Source organism: Pseudomonas sp. Cab53 (assembly GCF_018325965.1).
Taxonomy (GTDB): Bacteria; Pseudomonadota; Gammaproteobacteria; order Pseudomonadales; family Pseudomonadaceae; genus Aquipseudomonas; species Aquipseudomonas chlororaphis_E.
Window position 1 is genome coordinate 4,924,148 of record NZ_AP021902.1, and the last position, 23,892, is coordinate 4,948,039.

The following is a 23,892-nucleotide window of genomic DNA, read 5'->3' on the forward strand; positions in this document are numbered from 1 at the left end:
TTTCGTACCCGGATACCGCCTTGAACCCTGTGGGAGCGGGCTTGCTCGCGAAGGCGGTGCATCAGTGGACATCGTGGTTAACCGCTACACCGCCTTCGCGAGCAAGCCCACTCCCACAAGGGTTTTTGGTTGTCTGCGAAAACGGTGTTCAAGCCATGCTATGGTGCCCGCCCGACTTTCAATCTGTTCACGCCAGCATGTTGCCAACCACCCGCACCTTGCGCCTGTCGCTGTACACCTTGCTGATCCTTGCCGGCGCGGCAGTCGCCGCCACCCTCGCCATGCGCCACGCCGAGCGTGCCGCCCTGGAAGAGGACGCTCACCGAGCGAGCCAGCAATTGGCGCTGTACGCCAACTCCCTGCACACCCTGATCGAACGCTACCGCGCCCTGCCCGCCGTGCTGGCGCTGGACCCCGAGTTGCGCTCGGCCCTCAAGGGGCCGGTCGAGGGTGCGCAGCAGGACGCCTTGAATCGCAAGCTGGAGCAGATCAACGGTGCCGCCCAATCGTCCACCCTGGAGTTGCTCGACCATAACGGCCTGGCCGTCGCGGCCAGCAACTGGCAACTGCCCAGCAGCTATGTCGGACACAACTACGGGTTCCGGCCCTACTTCATCCAGACCCGCACCCAGGGCACCGGGCGCTTCTATGCGGTGGGCGTCACCAGCGGCATACCGGGCTATTTCCTCTCCAGCGCGGTGACCGGCGACCACGGCGAATTCCTCGGCGCCATGGTGGTGAAACTGGAGTTTCCAGAGCTTGAACGCGAATGGCGCCAGGGCAGCGACACCCTGCTGGTCAGTGATGCCCGGGGCATCGTGTTCATCGCCAATCGGCCGGGCTGGCGGTATCGCCACTTGCAGCCATTGACCGACAGCGACCGCGCCGAACTCAAGACTACCCGCCAGTACGACAAGCAACCGCTGCAACCGTTGGCCATCGAATCGCTGCGACGCTTTGACGACAACAGCCACCTGGCCCGTGTCGCCGCCCCCAACGGCACTGCCGACTACCTTTGGGAATCCCTGCCGTTGAGCGCCGAAGGCTGGACGCTGCACCTGCTGCGCCACCCGCAGATCGCCTTCGAGGACCTGCGCAACGCCGGGCTTGCCGCCGCCGGATCATGGCTGGCGCTGGTATTCCTGCTGCTGTTTCTCAACCAGCGCTGGCGCCTGGCCAAACTTCGCCAGCGCAGTCGCGAAGAGCTTGAGCGGCTGGTGGAAGTCCGTACCCGAGACCTGCGCACGGCCCAGGACGGCCTGGTGCAATCGGCCAAGCTGGCGGCCCTGGGGCAGATGTCCGCGGCCCTGGCCCACGAGATCAACCAGCCACTGACCGCCCAGCGCATGCAACTGGCCACCTTGCGCCTGCTGCTGGACCACGGCCGGGTCGACGATGCCTATAAGGCCCTCAAGCCGGTGGACGACATGCTGACCCGCATGGCCGCCCTCACCGGCCACCTGAAAACCTTCGCCCGCAAGAGCCCCAGCGGCCTGCGCGAACGGCTCGACCTGGCGGCGGTGGTGGACCAGGCCCTGCAATTGCTGGACACCCGTCTACGGGACGAACAGGTCAGCACCGTGCTGCACCTGACGCGTCCGGCATGGGTGCGTGGCGATGCGATCCGCCTCGAACAGGTATTGATCAACCTTCTGCGCAACGCCCTCGACGCCATGGCCGGGCAGCCCCTCAAGCGCCTGGAAGTACGCCTGGAGGCCGATGAACAACTGTGGCGCCTGTGCGTGAGCGACAGCGGCTGCGGGATCGCCGAGGAGCACCTGGCCCAGGTGTTCGACCCGTTCTTCACCACCAAGGCAGTGGGCGACGGCCTGGGGCTGGGGCTGGCGGTGTCGTTTGCGATCATTCATGAGTCGGGTGGGCGCCTGACAGCGGACAACCATGAACACGGCGCGGTATTCTGCGTGACCTTGCCCATCGACCAGGAGGCGCAGTTGCATGCTTGATTCAGTCATGGTCGTGGATGACGAAGGCAGCATCCGCAGTGCCGTCGAGCAATGGTTGAGCCTGTCGGGGTTCCAGGTGCAGTTGTTCAGTCGCGCCGAAGACTGCCTGGCGCAATTGCCGGAGCACTACCCCGGGGTGATCCTCAGCGATGTGCGCATGCCCGGCCTCAGCGGCCTGGAACTGCTGGCCGAAGTGCGCCGCCGCGACCCGGACCTGCCAGTGATCCTGTTGACCGGCCACGGTGACGTGCCGATGGCCGTGGAAGCCATGCGCGACGGCGCCTACGACTTCCTGGAAAAGCCCTTCAGCCCCGAAGCCCTGCTCGGCAGCCTGCGCCGGGCCCTGGACAAGCGCACCCTGGTCCTGGAGAACCGTCGCCTGCACGAACAGGCCGACGCCAGGGCCCGCCTCGACGGGACGCTGCTGGGCGTGTCCCGCGCCTTGCAGAACCTGCGCCGCCAGGTGCTGGACTTGGCCGCGTTGCCGGTCAACGTCCTGATCCGCGGCGAAACCGGCAGCGGCAAGGAATTGGTCGCCCGTTGCCTGCACGACTTCGGCCCGAGGGCGAGCAAGCCTTTTGTCGCACTGAATTGCGCGGCCATTCCCGAACCGTTGTTCGAGGCGGAGCTGTTCGGCCATGAAAGCGGCGCGTTCACCGGCGCCCAGGGCAAGCGTATCGGCAAGCTCGAATACGCTCACGGCGGCACGTTGTTCCTCGATGAAATCGAGAGCATGCCCCTGGCCCAGCAGGTCAAGCTGCTGCGGGTGCTGCAGGAACAGAAGCTCGAACGGCTGGGCTCGAACCAGAGCATCCACGTCGACCTGCGGATCATCGCCGCGACCAAGCCCGACCTGTTGGATGAGGCCCGGGCCGGGCGCTTTCGCGAAGACCTTGCCTATCGCCTGAACATCGCCGAGCTGCGCTTGCCACCGCTACGGGAACGGCGCGAGGACATCCCGCTGCTGTTCGAACACTTCACCCACAGCGCCGCCGAGCGCCTGGGCCGCACCGCCGCGCCCCTGAGCGGCCCGCAGTTGAATCACCTGCTCAGCCATGCCTGGCCGGGCAACGTGCGTGAACTGGCCAACGTCGCCGAACGCCAGGTACTGGGGCTGGACCAGCCGCACACCCTGGACAGCGAGCCCGGGCAGTCACTGGCCGCCCAGCAGGAGGCCTTCGAAGCCCAATGCCTGCGCGCCGCCCTGACACGGCACAAGGGCGACGTGAAAGCGGTGCTCGAAGAGTTGCAACTGCCGCGCCGCACCTTCAATGAAAAGCTGCAGCGCCATGGTTTGAACCGGGAAATGTTTTTGCAAGACAACTGATGGCAGGTCGACTGGGCCGACGCCTTCGCGAGCAAGCTCGCGCCCACATTGGACTGTGTACACAGCTTCCTGTGGGAGCGAGCTTGCTCGCGAAGCGGGTTAACTGGAACAGGACATCCCCGGTACTGGCGTAATGCTGTTCACTTGAGGTTCATCACTTATCGTGGCGAGGGAGCTTGCTCCCGCTGGAACGCGCAGCGGTCCCAAGCTTTTAGGGCTGCTACGCAGCCCAGCGGGAGCAAGCTCCCTCGCCACGGAGCGGTGACGCCCTTACGGGTACGGGACTAGCGGCGATGCGCCCAACGCTGGCGCAGCCACTCCAGGTCTTCAGGGCGGGTGATCTTGATGTTGTCGGAACGCCCCTCGATCAAGCGAGGGGCCTGCCCCGCCCACTCCATGGCCGAAGCTTCATCGGTAATGAGCGCATCCGCCACCAGGCTGTCGGCAAGGGCCCGGTGCAGCGCGCCGAGGCGAAACATCTGGGGCGTGTAGGCTTGCCAGATCACGCTGCGATCCACGGTTTCCACTACGCGGCCGTGTTTGTCGACGCGCTTTAAGGTGTCCCGGGCCGGAACCGCCAGCAGGCCCCCGACCGGATCGTTCACCAACTCGCCGAGCAAGGTGTCCAGGTCATCGCGGGACAGGTTGGGCCGCGCCGCATCGTGCACCAGCACCCAGTCATGATCGTCGGCGCCCTGCCCGTGCAGATGCAACAAGGCATTGAGCACGGAGTCCGCACGCTGCTCGCCGCCGTCCACGCGCTGGATGCGCGGATCGCTGGCGCAAGCCAGGCTCGGCCAGTAGGGATCATCATGGGCAATGCTCACCACCACGCCCTTGACGGTGGGGTGATCGAGGAAACAGCCAAGGCTGTGTTCAAGAATTGTGCGTCCACCCAGTTGCAGGTACTGCTTGGGTCGGTCCGCGGCCATCCGGGCACCCACGCCCGCGGCAGGAATCACGGCCCAGAAGGCCGGCAAACGAATACTCATTGGGCCAACTGGTAGAGGGTTTCACCCTCCTTGACCATGCCCAATTCATGGCGAGCCCGCTCTTCGACGGTCTCCATGCCTTTTTTCAACTCTGTGACTTCGGCGTCCATTACCCGATTACGCTCCAGCAACGCCTCGTTTTCGGCATGCTGGTCGGCAATCTGCTGAGTCAGGTCGGCCACTTGCGCCAGGCTGCCATTACCCACCCAGAGGCGGTACTGCAAGCCGGCCAGCAACAGGAGCAAGACAAGAAACAACCAATTGGGACTGCGCATCGAATATCAGTATCCAGTGAAAAAAGACCGCCATGCCAAACTTTGCAGCGTCTGATAGCACGAAGCCTGGAAAACCCAGGCTTGTGCTTGATAAGGCATCAGATTAGAGGGAAAAGCGCCGCATGGGCGACTTTTCCGACATAACCCGCTGTCTTTTTACCATCTACCGCTTAACCGCGAAACTCGGCGCGACCGTTGTACTTGGCCTTGCCGTTCAACTGCTCTTCGATACGCAGCAGTTGGTTGTACTTGGAAACGCGGTCGGAACGGCACAGCGAACCGGTCTTGATCTGGCCTGCCGCGGTGCCCACGGCCAGGTCGGCAATGGTCGAATCTTCGGTTTCACCGGAACGGTGGGAGATCACGGCGGTGTAGCCGGCGGCCTTGGCCATCTGGATGGCTTCCAGGGTTTCGGTCAGGGTGCCGATCTGGTTGAACTTGATCAGGATCGAGTTGGCGATCTTCTTGTCGATGCCTTCCTTCAGGATCTTGGTGTTGGTCACGAACAGGTCGTCACCCACCAGCTGGGTCTTCTCGCCGATCTTGTCGGTGAGGATCTTCCAACCCGCCCAATCGGACTCGTCCAGGCCGTCTTCGATGGAGATGATCGGGTAGCGCTCGGTCAGGCCCTTGAGGTAGTCGGCGAAACCTTCGGCGGTGAACACCTGGCCTTCGCCGGACAGGTTGTACTTGCCGTCTTCGAAGAACTCACTGGCGGCGCAGTCCAGGGCCAGGGTCACGTCGGTGCCCAGCGTGTAGCCGGCGTTGGCCACGGCTTCGGAGATCACTTTCAGCGCGTCTTCGTTGGACGCCAGGTTCGGGGCGAAACCACCTTCGTCGCCAACGGCGGTGCTCAGGCCACGGGCCTTCAGCACAGCCTTGAGGTGATGGAAAATCTCGGTGCCCATGCGCAGGCCTTCGGAGAAGGACTTGGCGCCCACCGGCTGCACCATGAACTCCTGGATGTCGACGTTGTTGTCGGCATGTTCGCCGCCGTTGATGATGTTCATCATCGGCACCGGCATCGAATAGACGCCCGGCGTACCGTTGAGGTTGGCGATGTGGGCGTACAGTGGCAGGTCCTGGTCCTGGGCGGCAGCCTTGGCGGCAGCCAGGGAAACGGCGAGGATCGCGTTGGCGCCCAGGGTAGCTTTGTTCTCGGTACCGTCGAGCTTGATCATCGCCTGATCGAGGGCTTTCTGGTCGGCAGGGTCCTTGCCCAGCAACAGGTCACGGATCGGACCGTTGATGTTGGCGACGGCTTTCAGCACGCCCTTGCCCAGGTAACGGCCCTTGTCGCCATCACGCAGCTCCAGCGCTTCGCGCGAGCCAGTGGAAGCACCGGACGGCGCGCAGGCGCTGCCGATGATGCCGTTGTCGAGAAGCACGTCCGCTTCAACAGTGGGGTTGCCACGGGAGTCGAGAACCTCACGACCTTTGATGTCGACGATTTTTGCCATTGTTGTAAACACTCCAAAGTTGACTAGAACGTTGCAGAAAACTTGCTCACCCTCAGCTGCGATTCAGCCAAAAGAGACCGAATGGGAGCGCTTCGCACTCCAGCGGGAGCAAGCTCCCTCGCCACAAGAGCACGGCTTGTCGGCGATGGGGGCCTCAAGGGCGCCATCGCTGGCAAACCATGCTCCCACAAGAGCAGTGCGGCCCGCAGGCCAGAGCGATAAACGAGCGGTACTTTACCGGAGAAAACCGCCTTACGCGGTTTCTATCGTCGCAAAACCCTTGACCAGCTCGTCCAACGCCTTGAGCTGAGACAGGAAAGGTTCCAGCTTGTTCAAGCGCAGGGCGCAAGGACCGTCGCACTTGGCGTTGTCCGGATCCGGGTGGGCTTCCAGGAACAGGCCCGCCAGGGACTGGCTCATGCCCGCCTTGGCCAGGTCCGTGACCTGGGCACGACGACCACCGGCGGAGTCGGAACGGCCGCCAGGCATCTGCAAGGCGTGCGTCACGTCGAAGAACACCGGGTATTCGAACTGCTTCATGATGCCGAAGCCGAGCATGTCCACCACCAGGTTGTTGTAGCCGAAGCTCGAACCGCGCTCGCAGAGGATCAACTGGTCATTGCCGGCCTCCTCGCACTTGCTCAGGATGTGTTTCATTTCCTGGGGCGCAAGGAACTGGGCCTTCTTGATGTTGATCACCGCGCCGGTCTTGGCCATCGCGACCACCAGGTCGGTCTGGCGCGACAGGAAGGCCGGCAGTTGGATGATGTCGCAGACCTCGGCCACGACCGCCGCCTGGGCAGGCTCGTGGACGTCGGTGATGATCGGCACGCCGAAGGCTTGCTTGATGTCCTGGAAGATCCGCATGCCCTCTTCCAGGCCCGGGCCACGGTAGGAAGTCACGGACGAACGGTTGGCCTTGTCGAAGCTGGCCTTGAAGACGTAGGGGATCCCCAGTTTCTGGGTGACCTTGACGTACTCCTCGCAGACCTGCATCGCCATATCACGGCTTTCCAGCACGTTCATGCCGCCGAACAGCACCATGGGCTTGTCGTTGGCAATCTCGATGTCACCGACGCGGATGATCTTCTGGGCCATCGTCTTATGCCTTTTTCTGGTGTTGGGCCAAAGCGGCTTTCACAAAACCGCTGAACAGCGGATGACCGTCCCGTGGCGTCGAGGTGAACTCGGGGTGGAACTGGCAAGCCACGAACCATGGGTGATCCGGCGACTCGACCACCTCGACCAGCGCGCCGTCACCGGAGCGGCCGGAGATCTTCAGGCCAGCCTCGATCAGTTGCGGCAGCAGGTTGTTGTTCACTTCGTAGCGATGGCGGTGACGCTCGACGATCACGTCCTTGGCGTAGCACTCGTGCACCAGGGAACCGGCTTCGAGCAGGCATTCCTGGGCACCGAGGCGCATGGTGCCGCCCAGGTCGGAAGATTCGGTGCGCACTTCAACGGCGCCGGTGGCGTCTTCCCACTCGGTGATCAGGCCCACGACCGGGTGGCCGCTGGCGCGATCGAATTCGGTGGAGTTGGCGTCTTTCCAGCCCAGCACGTTACGGGCGAACTCGATGACCGCCACTTGCATGCCCAGGCAGATCCCCAGGTAAGGCACCTTGTTTTCGCGAGCGTATTGCACGGCGGTGATCTTGCCTTCTACGCCCCGCAGGCCGAAGCCGCCCGGCACGAGAATCGCGTCGGCGCCTTCGAGCAGGCCAGTGCCCTGGTTCTCGATGTCTTCGGAATCGATGTAGCGCAGGTTGACCTTGGTGCGGTTGCTGATACCGGCGTGGCTCATCGCTTCGATCAGCGACTTGTAGGCGTCCAGCAGCTCCATGTACTTGCCGACCATGGCGATGGTGACTTCGTGCTCAGGGTTGAGCTTGGCATCGACCACGGCGTCCCACTCGGACAGGTCGGCACCGGCGCACTGCAGGCCGAAACGCTCGACGACGAAATCGTCCAGGCCCTGGGAGTGCAGGATGCCGGGGATCTTGTAGATGGTGTCGGCGTCTTCCAGGCCGATCACCGCACGCTCTTCAACGTTGGTGAACTGGGCGATCTTGCGACGCGACGACAGGTCGATCGGGTGATCGGAGCGGCAGATCAGCACGTCCGGTTGCAGGCCGATGGAGCGCAGCTCCTTGACCGAGTGCTGGGTTGGCTTGGTCTTGGTTTCGCCAGCGGTGGCGATGTACGGGACCAGGGTCAGGTGCATCAGCATCGCGCGCTTGGCGCCGATTTCGAAACGCAACTGGCGGATGGCCTCGAGGAACGGCTGGGACTCGATGTCGCCCACGGTGCCGCCGATCTCGACCATCGCCACGTCGGCGTCGCCAGCACCCTTGATGATGCGGCGCTTGATTTCGTCGGTGATGTGCGGGATGACCTGGATGGTCGCGCCCAGGTAGTCACCACGACGCTCCTTGCGCAGCACGTGCTCGTAGACACGGCCGGTGGTGAAGTTGTTGTTCTGGGTCATGGTCGTGCGGATGAACCGCTCGTAGTGGCCCAGGTCCAGGTCGGTCTCGGCGCCGTCATGGGTGACGAACACTTCACCGTGCTGGAACGGGCTCATGGTGCCCGGGTCGACGTTGATGTACGGGTCCAGCTTGAGCATGGTGACCTTAAGTCCCCGCGCCTCCAGGATGGCCGCCAATGAAGCCGAGGCAATGCCTTTCCCCAATGAAGAAACAACACCGCCCGTGACGAATATGTAGCGCGTCATGAAAAACCCTAGAAGTCTGCGTTAAAGCGGTCCGAGCCGCCGGGGAAAGCGAAGGAAGGCCGAAGCCCCCGATCACCTGCATTAATCACAGTGCACCTTTCAAAAAAACCGCCGCGTTGGGACAGACCGGAAGTGAAATCACCGGTACGTTGCTCGCTACACATTTTTTGGAATCGCCCAGCAAAGACTGCTTGGTAATCGGCAACTCCTGCAATTCAGGCGAATCCACAGAAGTTGTATCAAGAAGGGAGCGTAGTCTACCGGAAAGCCCCTTTCAGCTCAAACCCCGATCTTGGCTTCCTGGCTGCCAGACCAATTGCCAACTGCCATCTGCCGCGCAGTCGAGCCCGCCCAGATTAGCCACCGCTAGCAATCGCTGGCCCTGGTACAGCAGCGGCAATCGGCCGCGAACGAAGGCCGGCACCGCGCGCTCATTGAGCAAACGCTTGAGGTCGCGATGCCCACGGCCCGGCAATTGCAGCACCTCGCCACCTTGACGATAGCGGATCCACAGGGGCCCCGCCGGCCGCTGGCCGTTGAGCGTGACTCGGCCATTGCCCGGCAAGTACAACGCGGCCGTGGGATCCGGCCATTGAACAGCGCCGGCGACCGGGCGCAGCCAGTGGTCGGATAACCACCAGGCTCGCCCGCCACCACGGTGTAACTCACCTCCGGCCAGGCGCCAGATCGGCCGGGCGTCGTGCGCCGCATCGCGCAACGCGTCCCAGCCGGACCAGTGATCGCTGTCGGGCAACAGGGTCAGCGCCGCCAGCCAATGGCTCAATGCGTTGCGCTGGCGCGCCGCAGACAGGGCCTGCAAGGGCGCCAGTTCAAGCGACGGCACACCCAGCCAGTCGAACGCGTCCGGGCTCGCGGCAGCGGCCAGGTCGAGCCGCGCCAGGTCGCTCAGCAAATCCTGGGCTTCGCTCATGTGTGCGGCGCTGCGAGCCAGGCTCATGGACGCCCGAGGCCAGTGCTCGGCCAGCAGCGGAAACACCCGCCGGCGCAAGTAATTGCGCGAATACCGCAGGTCGTCGTTGGAGGGGTCCTCGATCCAGTTCAAGCCCTGCTGCGTCGCGTAGGTCTCCAATGCTGCCCGGGATACTTCGAGCAGCGGGCGCAACAAGTACCCGTGCCCGAGGGGACGCTGCCGGGGCATCGCCGACAAACCGCGCACGCCCGCCCCGCGCAGCAGGCGGAACAGCAGGGTTTCGGCCTGATCATCCTGGTGCTGGGCGGTGAGCAGCACTTCGTCGGCCTGGAGCGTTGCGGCAAAGGCAGCGTAGCGCGCCTCCCGGGCAGCGCGTTCGAGGCTGGCACCCGGGCAAACTTCAACGCTCACCACCTGCAACGGCACGCCCAGTGCCTCACACACCCGACGGCAATGTTCCGGCCAGGCATCGGCCGCAGCCTGGAGCCCGTGATGGACATGCAGCGCCCGGATCGGGGGCAGGGTGTGATGTTTGGACAGCGAAACGAGCAGGTGCAGCAGCACAGTGGAATCGAGGCCGCCGGAGAAGGCGATGTGCCAGGCGGTAGCGTTGAGCCAGGGGGACAGTTGGGTGAGGAGCCCGGTGGGGAGATCAATCCTGGATTGATTCATAGGAATTGGCCTTCACACAAATCAATGTGGGAGCGAGCTTGCTCGCGATGACGGTGTATCAATCAACTTATCTGTTGAAGGTAAACCGCTATCGCGAGCAAGCCCGCTCCCACAGGGTACTGCCGTCAGATCAGAGACCGTAGCTCATCAGACGATCGTAGCGACGGGTCAGCAATGTGTCGTGGTCGAGTTTCTTCAGCATCGACAATTGCGAACTCAGTTCGGCACGAATCAGCGCGGCGGCAGCGGCCGGGTCGCGGTGGGCGCCGCCCACGGGCTCGTTGATCACCTTGTCCACGATGCCCAGGCCCTTGAGGCGCTCGGCGGTGATGCCCATGGCTTCAGCGGCGTCCGGGGCCTTCTCGGCGGTTTTCCACAGGATCGAGGCGCAGCCTTCCGGCGAGATCACCGCGTAGGTGGAATATTGCAGCATGTTCAGCTGGTCGCAGACACCAATGGCCAGCGCACCACCGGAACCGCCTTCGCCGATGACGGTGGCGATGATCGGGGTTTTCAGGCGTGCCATGACCCGCAGGTTCCAGGCGATCGCTTCGCTCTGGTTGCGCTCCTCGGCGTCGATGCCCGGGTAGGCGCCCGGCGTGTCGATGAAGGTCAGGATCGGCATCTTGAAGCGCTCGGCCATTTCCATCAGGCGGCAAGCCTTGCGGTAGCCTTCAGGACGCGGCATGCCGAAGTTGCGACGTACCTTCTCGCGCACTTCACGGCCCTTCTGATGGCCGATGACCATCACCGGCTGGTCTTCCAGGCGAGCCACACCGCCCACGATCGCGGCGTCGTCGGAGAAGTGACGGTCGCCGTGCAGTTCGTCGAACTCGGTGAAGATGTGCTCGATGTAGTCCAGGGTGTAGGGACGACGCGGATGACGCGCCAGGCGCGCGATCTGCCAGCTGGTCAGCTTGCCGAAGATGTCTTCGGTCAGCGTACGGCTCTTGTCCTGCAGACGAGAGATTTCATCGCCGATATTCAGCGAATTGTCATTACCGACCAAGCGCAACTCTTCGATCTTGGCTTGCAGGTCGGCGATCGGCTGTTCGAAATCTAGAAAATTCGGGTTCATAGGCGTCCGTCTTGGGTCGACGTCCAAGAGAGCTTGGGCCGGCCGGTTGTCTATTCGCGCCTACCTTAAGGGAGAGGCGCGTTCAGGTCGAGATTAAAAATCCGGGTCGAGATCAGGGGGCACTCGGGTTTGCGAGGTGGCCCCTGGCCGTCAACGGTATTGGAGGAAGACGTTGTCTTTGCCGAACTGGTCACGCAAGGCTTGAATCAACGCATCCGCCGGGTCGATCCGCCAGCCCTCGCCGAACTGCAACACCGCCTTGGCGTCGGGCCGCATGTACTCCATGGTGATCGGACAGGCGCCGCGATGGCGCTTGAACAATTCGCCCAGCCAGCGCAACTGGTCACCCTTGAGGTCCTGGGTCTGCAGCTTCAGGCGCAGGCTCTCGGCCAGGTTGGTCCGGGCGTCCTCCATGCTCATCACCCGCTTGACCCGCAGCCGCAGACCACCGGAGAAGTCATCGTTGCTGACCTCGCCTTCGACCACCACCATCGCGTCGGTCTGCAACAGCGACTGCGCCGAATGGAACGCATCGGCGAACAAGGACGCCTCGATACGCCCGGAGCGGTCGTCGAGGGTGATGAAACCCATCTTGTCGCCCTTTTTGTTCTTCATCACCCGCAGGGCAATGATCATACCGGCGACGGTCTGGGTGTCCCGGGCCGGCTTGAGGTCGATGATGCGCTGACGGGCAAAACGGCGGATCTCGCCTTCGTACTCGTCGATCGGGTGCCCGGTGAGGTACAGGCCCAGGGTGTCTTTTTCACCCTTGAGGCGTTCCTTGAGGGTCAGTTCCTTGGCCTTGCGATGATTGCCGTAGACGTCGGCGTCCTCCTCGACAAACAGCCCGCCAAACAGGTCGGCGTGGCCACTGTCGTGGGTGCGGGCGGTCTGTTCGGCCGCCTTGATGGCTTCTTCCATGGCCGCCAGCAACACCGCGCGGTTGCGGTCGATGTTGGCCTGGTAGGCCTTGGGTTCATCATGGAAATAGGGGCCGAGCCGGTCCAGCGCGCCGCTGCGGATCAAGCCATCGAGGGTGCGCTTGTTGATGCGCTTGAGGTCGACCCGGGCGCAGAAGTCGAACAGGTCCTTGAACGGCCCGTCCTGGCGCGCCTCGGTGATCGCTTCCACCGGCCCCTCGCCCACGCCCTTGATCGCGCCAAGGCCGTAGATGATGCGGCCCTCTTCGTTCACCGTGAACTTGAACTCCGAGGCGTTCACGTCCGGCGCGTCGAGGCGCAGCTTCATGGTCCGCACTTCTTCGATCAAGGTCACGACCTTGTCGGTGTTGTGCATATCCGCCGAGAGCACGGCGGCCATGAACGGCGCCGGGTAATGCGCCTTCAGCCAGGCGGTCTGGTACGACACCAGGCCGTACGCGGCGGAGTGGGATTTGTTGAAGCCGTAACCGGCGAATTTTTCCACCAGGTCGAAGATGTTACCGGCCAGGTCCGCATCAATGCCGTTGTTCGCACAGCCTTCGATGAAGCCGCCGCGCTGCTTGGCCATTTCCTCGGGCTTTTTCTTACCCATCGCCCGACGCAGCATGTCCGCGCCGCCAAGGGTGTAGCCGGCCATCACCTGGGCGATCTGCATCACCTGTTCCTGATACAGGATGATGCCGTAGGTCGGTGCCAGCACCGGCTTGAGGCCGTCGTACTGGTAGTCCGGGTGTGGGTAGGCCAGTTCGGCGCGACCGTGCTTACGGTTGATGAAGTCGTCCACCATGCCCGATTGCAGCGGCCCCGGACGGAACAGGGCCACCAGTGCGATCAAGTCTTCCAGGCAGTCGGGCTTGAGCTTCTTGATCAGCTCCTTCATGCCCCGGGATTCAAGCTGGAACACCGCCGTGGTCTCGGCCTTCTGCAACAGGCTGTAGGTCGGCTTGTCGTCCAGCGGGATGAACGCGATGTCCAGTGGCTCTTCGCCGAGCTTGGCCCGGTCGCGGTTGATGGTCTTCAGCGCCCAGTCGATGATCGTCAGGGTCCGCAGGCCGAGGAAGTCGAACTTCACCAGGCCCGCTGCCTCGACGTCATCCTTGTCGAACTGGGTGACCAGGCCGTCGCCCTCTTCATCGCAATAGATCGGCGAGAAGTCGGTCAGCTTGGTCGGGGCGATCACCACGCCACCGGCGTGCTTGCCGACGTTACGCACCACGCCTTCGAGCTTGCGGGCCATCTCCCAGATTTCCGCGGCCTCTTCATCGACCTTGATGAAGTCCCGCAGGATTTCTTCCTGCTCGTAGGCTTTTTCCAGGGTCATGCCGACTTCGAACGGGATCATTTTCGACAAGCGGTCCGCCAGGCCGTAGGACTTGCCTTGCACCCGCGCCACGTCCCGCACCACCGCCTTGGCGGCCATGGAACCGAAGGTGATGATCTGGCTCACCGCATTGCGGCCGTACTTCTCGGCCACGTAGTCGATCACCCGGTCGCGACCATCCATGCAGAAGTCGACGTCGAAGTCGGGCATGGAAACCCGTTCCGGGTTGAGGAACCGTTCGAAGAGCAGGTCATATTCCAGCGGGTCGAGGTCGGTGATCTTCTGCACGTAGGCCACCAGCGACCCGGCACCCGACCCCCGGCCCGGACCGACCGGCACGCCGTTGTTCTTGGCCCACTGGATGAAGTCCATCACGATCAGGAAGTAACCGGGGAAGCCCATCTGGATGATGATATCCAGCTCGAAATTCAGCCGGTCGATGTAGACCTGGCGCTTGGCTTCGTAAGCCTCGGTGGTGTCCTTGGGCAACAGGACGCTGAGGCGCTCTTCCAGGCCATCAAACGACACCTTGCGGAAATATTCGTCGATGGTCATGCCATCGGGGATCGGGAAGTTGGGCAGGAAGTGCTTGCCCAGCTTGACCTCGATGTTGCAACGCTTGGCGATCTCGACGGTGTTTTCCAGCGCCTCAGGCAGGTCGCTGAACAACTCGGCCATTTCCTCGGCGCTCTTGAGGTATTGCTGGTCGCTGTAGTTCTTCGAGCGGCGCGGGTCGTCAAGGGCACGGCCTTCGCCGATGCAGACGCGGGTTTCGTGGGCCTCGAAATCCTCCGGTTTGATAAAGCGCACGTCGTTGGTGGCCACCAGCGGCGCGCCGAGCTTGTCGGCCAGGGCCACGGCGGCGTGCAGGTGCTCTTCGTCATTGGGCCGATTGGTGCGCTGCACCTCGATGTAGAAGCGGTCGGGAAACACCGCCATCCAGTCCCGGGCCAATGCCTCGGCCTCCTCGGGGTTGCCGCTGAGCAGGGCCAAGCCGATCTCACCCTCCTTGGCCGCCGACAGCATGATCAGGCCTTCGCTGGCCTCGGCCACCCACTCGCGTTCGATGATGATCGAACCGTTGCGCTGGCCATCGATGAAGCCCCGGGAAATCAGCTCGGTGAGGTTGCGATACCCCACCGCATTCATGACCAGCAGGCTGATGCGGCTCAACGGCGCATCCGGGTCCTTGTTCGACAACCACAGGTCGGCACCGCAGATCGGCTTGATCCCGGCGCCCATGGAGGCCTTGTAGAACTTGACCAGCGAACACATGTTGTTCTGGTCGGTGACCGCCACGGCAGGCATGTTCATGCCCACCAGGGTCTTGACCAGTGGCTTGATCCGCACCAGACCGTCGACCAGGGAATATTCAGTGTGCAGGCGTAGATGAACGAATGAAGCCGGCATAGTGATCCTGCGTTAAGTCATGAAAACAACAAGGCCCGGATTGTACCGGGCCTGGGGTAAAACATCAGCCATGAGTGTCCGACCTTGAACATACGAACACGGCCTTTGTGGCGAGGGGATTTATCCCCGCTGGGGCGCGAAGCGGCCCTTAAACCTGACAACCCGTTGCGTCTGACAGACTTCGGGACTGCTTCGCAGTCCAACGGGGATAAATCCCCTCGCCACAAAAGCAGCGTTTGTCTTAAGAAACAAAGCACTGATTGTTTATGATCAACCCTTCACGCGCCTCATAGGCCAGCCGCACCGGAGCGAACGAGCGCCGGTGGATCGGCGTTGGCCCGAGGCGTGCCAAGGCTTCCAGGTGCACGGGGGTCGGGTAGCCCTTGTGGCCGCCGATGCCGTAGCCCGGATAAATCAGTTCGAAGGCGCTCATTTCCCGATCGCGGCTGACCTTGGCCAGAATCGATGCGGCCGCGATGGCGGGCACCTTCGCGTCGCCCTGGACCACCGCCTCGGCGCGCATCGACAGTTTCGGGCAGCGATTGCCGTCGATCATCGCCAGCTTCGGCGTGATGTGCAGGCCCTGCACCGCGCGCTGCATGGCCAACATGGTGGCGTGGAGGATGTTCAGCTCATCGATCTCTTCGACCTCGGCCCGGGCAATGCACCAGCTCAGGGCTTTCTCGCAAATCTCGTCGTAGAGCTTTTCGCGACGGGCCTCGGTGAGTTTCTTGGAATCGTTGAGGCCCAGGATCGGCCGGTTCGGATCGAGAATGACCGCGGCCGTTACCACGGCGCCGCACAACGGGCCACGGCCCACCTCGTCGACACCGGCGACCAATTCTTCCACTTCGGCGACCAGGTTGAAGTCCAGGCCCATCTGCAGTTTCGAGTGGCTCATGATTGTGCGCCGATCAGGGTCAGCACCGCGTCAGCCGCCTGATTGGAGGCGTCGCGGCGCAGGGTCCGGTGGATTTCGTCGAAGCCGCGGGTCTGCTCCTCGCCGCCGTCGATCAACGGCGCAAGTGTATTGGCCAGGGCGTCGGCCGTGGCCTCGTCCTGCAGCAACTCCGGCACCAGCAGGCGCTGGGCCAACAGGTTCGGCAGGGACACGTAGGGGCTCTTGACCATGCGCTTGAGGATCCAGAACGTCAGCGGCGCCAGGCGATAGGCAACCACCATCGGGCGTTTGTACAGCAACGCCTCAAGGGTAGCAGTGCCGGAGGCAATCAACACGGCGTCACAGGCAGCCAGCGCGTCATGGGAGCGACCGTCGAGCAGCGTGACCGGCAGATCGCGCCCCGCCAGCAGCGCTTCAAGCTGCTCCCGGCGCTGCGGGCTGGCGCACGGCAGGACAAAACGCACGTCGGGGCGCATCACCCGGAGGCGTTCAGCGGCGTCGAAAAACAAGCCACCCAGGCGACTCACTTCACCGCCGCGACTACCCGGCATCAACGCCACCAGCGGCCCATCGGCCAGGCCCAGCGCCTGGCGAGCCGCCTCGCGATCGGCCTGCAGGGGAATGGTGTCGGCCAGGGTATGCCCGACAAACCGCACCGGCACGCCTTTCTCTTCGTAGAAACGGGCTTCGAACGGCAGCAGCGTCAGCATCAGGTCGCAGCCTTCGCGAATCTTGAGCACCCGCTTCTGCCGCCAGGCCCAGACCGACGGGCTGACGTAATGCACGGTCTTGATCCCGGCCTGACGTAACTTGAACTCGATGTTGAGGGTGAAATCCGGCGCGTCGATGCCGATGAACACATCCGGTTTCTCGTCGATCAGGGTCTCGATCAGCTTCTTGCGCCGCGCCAGCAATTCGCGCAGGCGCCCGAGCACCTCCACCAACCCCATCACCGACAGGCGCTCCATCGGGAAATAGGAGGTCAGCCCTTCGGCCTGCATCAACGGACCACCCACCCCCATGAACTCCACCGCGGGATGCTGCGCCTTGAGCGCACGCATCAGACCGGCGCCCAGAATGTCGCCGGAAGCCTCTCCGGCCACCAGCGCAATACGCAGATTAGCCATGGTTAACGGGTGATGCCGCGAGTCGAAGACTGGATGGAGTCGCGGAACGTCGCGACTTCCGGGTACTGCGCCGAAGCTTCGGCCAGTTCGGCAAGTGCCTGCTCGACGGTCAGGCCCTGGCGATACACGACCTTGTAGGCACGCCGCAACGCGGTGATCGCCTCTTCGCTGAAGCCCCGACGGCGCATGCCCTCGAAGTTCATGCTGCGGGCTTCGGCCGGGTTGCCGAACACCGTGACATAGGCAGGAACGTCCTTGCCGATGGCGGTGCCCATGCCGGAGAAGCTGTGGGCGCCGATGTGGCAGTACTGGTGCACCAGGGTAAAACCGGAGAGGATCGCCCAGTCATCCACGTGCACATGACCGGCCAACGCAGTGTTGTTGACCAGGATGCAATGGTTGCCGATCACGCTGTCATGGCCGATGTGGGCGTAGGCCATGATCAGGTTGTGGTCGCCCAGGGTCGTTTCGGAGCGATCCTGGATGGTACCGCGGTGAATGGTCACGCCTTCACGGATCACGTTGTGATCGCCGATGACCAAGCGGGTTTCTTCACCTTTGTACTTGAGATCGGGCGTGTCCTCGCCTACCGAGGAAAACTGGTAGATGCGATTGTGACGGCCGATCCGGGTCGGCCCCTTGAGAATTACGTGGGGGCCGATCACCGTACCCTCGCCGATTTCCACACCTGCGCCGATGATCGACCACGGGCCGACCTCGACATCGGCGGCCAGGACGGCCGTCGGATCGATGATTGCGCGAGGGTCAATCAAACTCATAGCTTGCGTTCCGCACAGATGATTTCAGCGGAGCAGACTGGCTTGCCGTCGACCGAAGCCTGGCATTCGAACTTCCAGATCTGGCGCTTGCAACTGATGAACTTGGCTTCGAGGATCAACTGATCGCCCGGAGTGACCGGCTGGCGGAAACGCAGCTTGTCGGAGCCCACGAAGTAGTAGAGCGTGCCGTCGGCAGGCTTTACGTCGAGCATTTTGAAACCAAGGATCCCGGCAGCCTGGGCCATCGCCTCGATGATCAGCACGCCCGGCATGATTGGGTGCGCGGGGAAGTGACCATTGAAGAACGGCTCGTTGATGCTGACATTCTTGTAGGCGCGAATGCGCTTGCCTTCAACATCCAGGTCCACCACCCGGTCCACCAGCAGGAACGGGTAACGGTGAGGCAGGTATTCGCGAATCTCGTTGATGTCCATCATTTCGGGAGGAAGCCTATGTAAAGATTGGGAGCGCACGGGCAACGCGCACTCCGCTAGCAAATCAAGGAGCCCTAACGGCTGTGCACACTTGATATGGAAATGGTATCAGCCATCTGATGAAGCATTACCGTCAGGGGTCACGTCCCCTACACGCTTTTCCACCTGGCGCAGACGTCGCGCGATGTCGTCGAGCTGACGGATACGGGCCGCGCTCTTGCGCCATTCGGCCGCCGGTTGCATCGCCGTACCGGAAGAATAGGCGCCCGGCTCGGTAATCGAGTGGGTCACCATGGTCATCCCGGTCAGGAATACGTTGTCACAGATATCGATATGGCCCACCAGGCCGACGCCGCCGGCGAGCATGCAGTGCTTGCCGATCTTGGTGCTGCCGGAAATGCCCACGCAGGCGGCCATGGCGGTGTGGTCACCGACCTGGACGTTGTGGGCGATCTGGATCTGGTTGTCGAGCTTGACGCCATTGCCGATGACCGTATCGGCCAGGGCACCCCGGTCGATCGCGGTGTTGACGCCGATCTCGACGTCATCGCCGAGGGTGACGCCACCGATCTGGGCGATCTTTTGCCAGACGCCCTTCTCGTTGGCGAAACCGAAGCCTTCACCGCCCAGCACCGCGCCGGACTGAATCACCACCCGCTTGCCGATGCGCACGTCGTGGTACAGGGTCACGCGCGGAGCCAGCCAGCCACCTTCGCCGACCTCGCTGCGCGCACCAATGACGCAATGAGCGCCCAGGGTGACACCGGCACCAATGCGGGCGCCGCTTTCGATCACCACGAAGGGACCGACGCTGGCCGTGGGATCCACCACCGCATCCGCCGCGATCACCGCACTGGGATGAATACCCGCAGCCGCCTTGGGCTTGGGATCGAACAAGTGGGAAATGCGCGCATAGGCCAGGTACGGGTCGGGCACGATCAAGGCGTCGCCGGCAAACCCTTCGGCATCGGCGGCCTTGAGCAACAACGCGGCAGCCCGGCTGTCAGCCAGGTACTTGCGGTATTGGGGATTTGCCAGAAAGCTCAACTGAGCTGGGCCAGCCTCTTGCAAAGTGGCTAGCCCAGTAATTGCCCTCTCCGGGTCGCCACGCAGGGTGGCGCCGAGGAACTCGGCCAACTGGCCGAGCTTGATAGTCGCTGTCATGGATTACTTCAGCTGATTCATGCGCTCGATCACCTGGCGCGTGATGTCGTACTGAGGCTTGACATCGATCACGGCGCCACGCTCGAACACCAGGTCAAAACCACCTTTCTTGATGACTTCTTCCACGGCGCTGTCGAGCTTGGGCTTGAGCTGCTTGAGCATTTCACGGTCGGCAACGGCTTTCGCTTCGTTCAGTTCCTTGGACTGGAACTGGAAGTCACGGGCCTTCTGCTTGAATTCCAGCTCCAGGCGTTCACGCTCGCCCTGGGCCATTTTGTCGCCACCGGCGACCAGACGATCCTGGATACCCTTGGCGCTGCTTTCCAGGCCCTTGAGCTTGGTCAGTTGCGGGCCGAACTTCTTCTCGGCATCCACGGCGTATTTCTTGGCCGCGTCGGATTCCAGCAGGGCCATCTGATAGTTCAGCACGGCAATCTTCATGTCGGCGAACGCCGGGCCTGCGACCAGTACGGTCGCCAGGAGAACCAATTGAGTCAACTTACGCACGATGCACTCCTACAAAATCCATTGTCGTTGTCATGGGACAGACGCTTAGAACGTCTGGCCGAGGGAGAATTGGAACACTTGGGTTTCAGCGTCATCCGGTTTCTTGATCGGCATCGCCAACGCGAAGCTCAAAGGACCCAGCGCGGTCACCCAGGTCACGCCCAGACCGACGGAACTGGCCATGTTGCTCAGGCTGATGTCGTTGCATTGGGTGTTGGACCGGGTGCCGTTGGCATTGGTAGTGTCTTCGCACTTGGAGTCGAATACGTTACCCACGTCCCAGAATACCGAGGTACGCAGCGAGCGCTGATCCTTGACGAACGGCATCGGGAACAGGACTTCGACACCACCCTGGATCAATACGTTGCCACCGAACGGCAGCGGATCCTGGTCCGGGTCCTCGATGGTACCCGGGTTCGTGCCACGGCTCGGCGTACTGCGCGGGCCAAGGGTGCTGTCCTTGAAGCCACGTACCGAGTTGAAACCACCGGCGTAGTAGTTCTCGTAGAACGGCAGGCCGTCGGTCGAACCGTAGCCATCGCCATAGCCCAGCTCGGTGTGCAGGCGCATGGTGTAGGTATCAGTCAACGGCTGGAACAGCTGGCCACGGTAGTCGAGCTTGAAGAACGACAGGTCGCTGCCAGGAATGGTGCTTTCCAGCACCAGGCTCTGGGAATGACCACGGGTCGCCAGTACGCCCTTGTTCAGGGTCGACTCGGACCAGCCGGCAGACGCCTTGAAGTTCAGGTAGCTGTCGCCTTCCTTGTTAACGAAGTCGAAGATCTCGTCGACGGTGTAGCGACCGGTGTTGATCTTGTCCTGCTGGGCGGTGAGGCCGAAGGTCAGGCGCGACGTTTCACTGATCGGGTAGCCGATGTTGGCACCCACACCGTAGCTGTCCACCGCATAGCTGGAGATGTCCGAGTCGAGCTCGTCATAGTCGGTGGTGCGATAGAAGGCGTTATAGCCCAGGCTCACACCGTCGGCCGTCCAGTAGGGGTCCACGAAACCGAAGTTATAGCGGGTCTGGTATTCACTGCGGGTCAGGCCAATGCTGACCTTGTTACCGGTACCCAGGAAGTTGTTCTGGGTGATCGAGCCACCGAGGATCAGGCCGGCGCTCTGGGCGAAGCCGACGCTGGCGGTGATCGAGCCGGACGCCTGCTCTTCGACGCTGTAGTTCACGTCGACCTGGTCATCGACACCCGGTACGGCCGGTGTCTCGACGTTGACTTCCTTGAAGAAGCCCAGGCGCTCGAGGCGGGTCTTGGACTGGTCGATCAGGTAGGTCGAAGCCCAGCCACCTTCCATCTGGCGCATTTCACGGCGCAGCACTTCGTCCTCGGACTTGGTGTTGCCACGGAAGTTGATGCGGTTGACGTAGGCACGCTTGCCCGGGTCCACGGCGAAGGTGATGTCGACGGTATGGTCGTCATCGTGGGGCTGCGGCACGCCGTTGACGTTGGCGAAGGTGTAGCCCTCGTTACCCAGGCGACGGGTGATCAGTTCGGAGGTGGTGGTCATCAGCTTGCGCGAGAACACCTGACCCTTCTGCACCAGCAGCAGCGACTTGACCTGGTCTTCCGGCACCTTCAGGTCACCGCTGAGCTTGACGTCACGAACGGTGTATTTCTCGCCTTCGTTGACGTTGACGGTGATGTAGACGTGCTTCTTGTCCGGGGTGATGGACACCTGGGTCGAAGCGATGTCCATGTTGATGTAGCCACGGTCCAGGTAGTAGGAACGCAGGCGCTCCAGGTCACCGGAGAGTTTTTCACGGGCGTACTTGTCGTCGTTCTTGAAGAACGACAGCCAGTTGGTGGTCTTGAGTTCGAACAGGTCGATCAGGTCTTCATCCGGGAAAACCGTGTTGCCCACCACGTTGATGTGCTGGATGGCCGCCACGGTACCTTCGTTGATGTTGACCTTCAGGCCGACGCGGTTGCGCGGTTGCGGCACCACTTCGGTGTCGACGGTGGCCGAGTAGCGGCCCTGGGCGACGTACTGGCGTTGCAGTTCGTTACGCACGCCTTCGAGGGTGGCACGCTGGAAGATCTCGCCTTCGGCCAGGCCGGATTGCTTGAGGCCTTTCATGAGGTCTTCGGTGGAGATCGCCTTGTTGCCTTCGATCTCGATACTGGCAACCGACGGGCGCTCGACTACCGTGATGACCAGGACGTTGCCGTCACGGCCCAGTTGGATATCTTGAAAGAAGCCGGTCTTGAACAGCGCACGCGTGGATTCCACCAAGCGCCGATCATCCGCCTGCTCGCCGACGTTCAACGGCAAGGCACCAAAGACGCTACCCGCGGAGACCCGCTGGAGGCCGTTGACGCGAATATCAGAGATAGTGAAGGACTCGGCGTGAACTTCGGCGATCATCAATACGGTGAGAACCGCAGTTAGCAGCAGACGTTTCATGAAGTCCTTTCTTATTCCAACTGGCAATAAACAAACTGCCGCAAAATGCGGCAGATTCGCAATTCGGCGAAGCGTTACAAACGACCCAGATCGTTGACGAGGGCAAGCAGCATGACCCCGACCACCAAGCTGATACCGATCTGTATCCCCCAACCTTGCACCCGATCCGACAAGGGACGACCACGCGCCCACTCGATCAGATAAAACAGCAGATGCCCCCCATCCAGTACCGGAATGGGCAGCAAATTCAGAACCCCCAGGCTAATGCTCAGATAAGCAAGGAAATTCAGGAAATCAGCAACGCCCGACTGGGCAGAAGCGCCCGCCACTTTAGCAATGGTTATCGGTCCACTCAAGTTTTTTACCGAGAGCTCGCCGAACAACATTTTCTTCAGTGAGTCGAGGGTCAGGACACTCATGGTCCAGGTACGACGCGCACCCTCGCCAATAGCCGCCACCGGACCGAAACTGACTTCGCGGATCATTTCCGGCGGCCAGTCGACGGCCTTGACGCCCGCCCCCAGGTAACCGGTCTGCGCCTTGCTTTCGCCACGGGCACCCAAGGTGACCGGGACGTCGATTGGAGCACCGTCGCGCTCCACGCGCAGCACAATTTTGGTATCAGGACGTACCCGAACCGAATCGACCACCTGTTGCCAGTCGCTGACCGACTGGCCGTCGAGGGCAAGCAAACGGTCGCCGGTCTTCAGGCCTGCGGCCTGGGCCGGACCTTTCGGATCAAGTTCGGCAAGCACCGGCGGCAGCGCCGGACGCCATGGGCGGATGCCCAGGGACCGGATCGGGTCCGGCTCGTCGGCGCCCTTGAGCCAGTTGTCCAGCACCAGCTCACGGGGCGAGTCGACGGTGGAGCCCTGCTCGCGCACCCTCAACTGCAGCGAACCGCTTTCACCCAGCCGACGCACCAACTGCAAATTGACCGCCGCCCAGCCCGACGTCGGCTCACCGTCGATCGCAACGATTTCCTGGCCCGCGCCAAGCCCGGCCCGGGCGGCAACGCTACCGGCCTCCACAGAACCGATGACCGGTCGCACCTGGTCGCTGCCAAGCATGGCCAACGCCCAGAAAAACACCATGGCCAGCAGGAAGTTGGCGATCGGCCCCGCCGCCACGATGGCGATACGTTGGCGAACACTCTTGCGATTGAAGGATTGGTCGAGCTGGTCGGCGGGAACCTCGCCCTCGCGCTCGTCGAGCATCTTCACGTAGCCGCCCAGCGGGATCGCCGCCACGACGAACTCGGTGCCCTGCTTGTCGTGCCAGCGCAGCAAAGGCATGCCAAAGCCTACGGAAAAACGCAGCACCTTGACGCCACAGCGACGCGCGACCCAGAAATGACCGAATTCGTGAAAGGTGACCAACACCCCCAGTGCAACCAGGGTGCCGACAATCATATAGAGCGCGCTCATCTGTTTTCTCCGCAATCCTGCCCAGGG

At 62.5% G+C, this 23,892-nt stretch carries 18 protein-coding genes; 2 read left to right on the top strand and 16 right to left on the bottom strand.

Annotation, left to right across the window (positions count from 1 at the left end; translation table 11 throughout):
- Positions 1-197 precede the first annotated feature (197 nt).
- The gene (locus KI241_RS21510) at positions 198-1,964 is read left to right on the top strand and encodes an ATP-binding protein (protein WP_042728625.1); all 1,767 of its coding nucleotides are present in this window, start codon (positions 198-200) and stop codon (positions 1,962-1,964) included.
- Positions 1,957-3,291, top strand: coding sequence for a sigma-54 dependent transcriptional regulator (locus tag KI241_RS21515; protein ID WP_042728624.1), 1,335 nt, complete (start codon positions 1,957-1,959; stop codon positions 3,289-3,291). The genes KI241_RS21510 and KI241_RS21515 overlap by 8 nt, the downstream gene beginning before the upstream one ends.
- A 284-nt stretch (positions 3,292-3,575) precedes the next feature.
- Here the strand turns inward: KI241_RS21515 and ispD are convergent, their stop codons facing one another.
- The 16 genes from ispD to rseP all read right to left on the bottom strand — a co-directional run bounded on the left by ispD (position 3,576) and on the right by rseP (position 23,865).
- Positions 3,576-4,283: a 2-C-methyl-D-erythritol 4-phosphate cytidylyltransferase gene (gene ispD, locus KI241_RS21520; RefSeq protein ID WP_212802976.1), complete on the bottom strand. Its 708-nt coding sequence runs from the start codon at positions 4,281-4,283 to the stop codon at positions 3,576-3,578.
- Entirely contained in the window at positions 4,280-4,558 is a 279-nt protein-coding gene (ftsB, locus tag KI241_RS21525) for a cell division protein FtsB (RefSeq protein ID WP_003184873.1), read from the bottom strand. Before ftsB ends, ispD begins: the two co-directional genes overlap by 4 nt.
- Positions 4,559-4,728: 170 nt before the next feature.
- Entirely contained in the window at positions 4,729-6,018 is a 1,290-nt protein-coding gene (eno, locus tag KI241_RS21530) for a phosphopyruvate hydratase (protein ID WP_042728622.1), read from the bottom strand.
- Positions 6,019-6,270: 252 nt separating this feature from the next.
- Positions 6,271-7,116 carry a 3-deoxy-8-phosphooctulonate synthase gene (gene kdsA / locus KI241_RS21535; protein WP_042728621.1) on the bottom strand — a complete coding sequence of 282 codons (846 nt, stop codon included), beginning with the start codon at positions 7,114-7,116 and terminating at the stop codon, positions 6,271-6,273.
- Between the two features lie 4 nt (positions 7,117-7,120).
- Complete coding sequence (locus tag KI241_RS21540; RefSeq protein WP_042728620.1) at positions 7,121-8,752, bottom strand: CTP synthase; 1,632 nt, start codon at positions 8,750-8,752, stop codon at positions 7,121-7,123.
- A gap of 274 nt (positions 8,753-9,026) precedes the next feature.
- The gene (gene tilS / locus KI241_RS21545) at positions 9,027-10,355 is read right to left on the bottom strand and encodes a tRNA lysidine(34) synthetase TilS (RefSeq protein ID WP_212802977.1); all 1,329 of its coding nucleotides are present in this window, start codon (positions 10,353-10,355) and stop codon (positions 9,027-9,029) included.
- A 130-nt stretch (positions 10,356-10,485) separates the two neighbouring features.
- Positions 10,486-11,433: an acetyl-CoA carboxylase carboxyltransferase subunit alpha gene (locus tag KI241_RS21550; RefSeq protein ID WP_042728618.1), complete on the bottom strand. Its 948-nt coding sequence runs from the start codon at positions 11,431-11,433 to the stop codon at positions 10,486-10,488.
- 150 nt (positions 11,434-11,583) lie between these two features.
- Positions 11,584-15,105, bottom strand: a complete 3,522-nt coding sequence (gene dnaE / locus KI241_RS21555; protein ID WP_212802978.1) for a DNA polymerase III subunit alpha — start codon at positions 15,103-15,105, stop codon at positions 11,584-11,586.
- 241 nt (positions 15,106-15,346) lie between these two features.
- On the bottom strand, positions 15,347-15,991 hold the full coding sequence (rnhB, locus tag KI241_RS21560) for a ribonuclease HII (protein ID WP_212803895.1): 645 nt from the start codon (positions 15,989-15,991) through the stop codon (positions 15,347-15,349).
- Between the two features lie 11 nt (positions 15,992-16,002).
- On the bottom strand, positions 16,003-17,133 hold the full coding sequence (gene lpxB, locus KI241_RS21565) for a lipid-A-disaccharide synthase (RefSeq protein ID WP_212802979.1): 1,131 nt from the start codon (positions 17,131-17,133) through the stop codon (positions 16,003-16,005).
- A gap of 2 nt (positions 17,134-17,135) precedes the next feature.
- Complete coding sequence (lpxA, locus tag KI241_RS21570) at positions 17,136-17,912, bottom strand: acyl-ACP--UDP-N-acetylglucosamine O-acyltransferase (protein ID WP_042728614.1); 777 nt, start codon at positions 17,910-17,912, stop codon at positions 17,136-17,138.
- A complete protein-coding gene (fabZ, locus tag KI241_RS21575) occupies positions 17,909-18,349 on the bottom strand; it encodes a 3-hydroxyacyl-ACP dehydratase FabZ (RefSeq protein ID WP_003184897.1) in 441 nt (146 codons plus the stop codon). The genes lpxA and fabZ overlap by 4 nt, the downstream gene beginning before the upstream one ends.
- A gap of 105 nt (positions 18,350-18,454) precedes the next feature.
- On the bottom strand, positions 18,455-19,510 hold the full coding sequence (gene lpxD, locus KI241_RS21580; RefSeq protein WP_042728613.1) for a UDP-3-O-(3-hydroxymyristoyl)glucosamine N-acyltransferase: 1,056 nt from the start codon (positions 19,508-19,510) through the stop codon (positions 18,455-18,457).
- A 3-nt stretch (positions 19,511-19,513) separates the two neighbouring features.
- The gene (locus tag KI241_RS21585) at positions 19,514-20,017 is read right to left on the bottom strand and encodes an OmpH family outer membrane protein (RefSeq protein ID WP_003184901.1); all 504 of its coding nucleotides are present in this window, start codon (positions 20,015-20,017) and stop codon (positions 19,514-19,516) included.
- A gap of 45 nt (positions 20,018-20,062) precedes the next feature.
- The gene (gene bamA, locus KI241_RS21590) at positions 20,063-22,438 is read right to left on the bottom strand and encodes an outer membrane protein assembly factor BamA (protein ID WP_053145759.1); all 2,376 of its coding nucleotides are present in this window, start codon (positions 22,436-22,438) and stop codon (positions 20,063-20,065) included.
- A 74-nt stretch (positions 22,439-22,512) separates the two neighbouring features.
- Complete coding sequence (gene rseP / locus KI241_RS21595) at positions 22,513-23,865, bottom strand: sigma E protease regulator RseP (protein WP_053145757.1); 1,353 nt, start codon at positions 23,863-23,865, stop codon at positions 22,513-22,515.
- Positions 23,866-23,892: the final 27 nt, after the last annotated feature.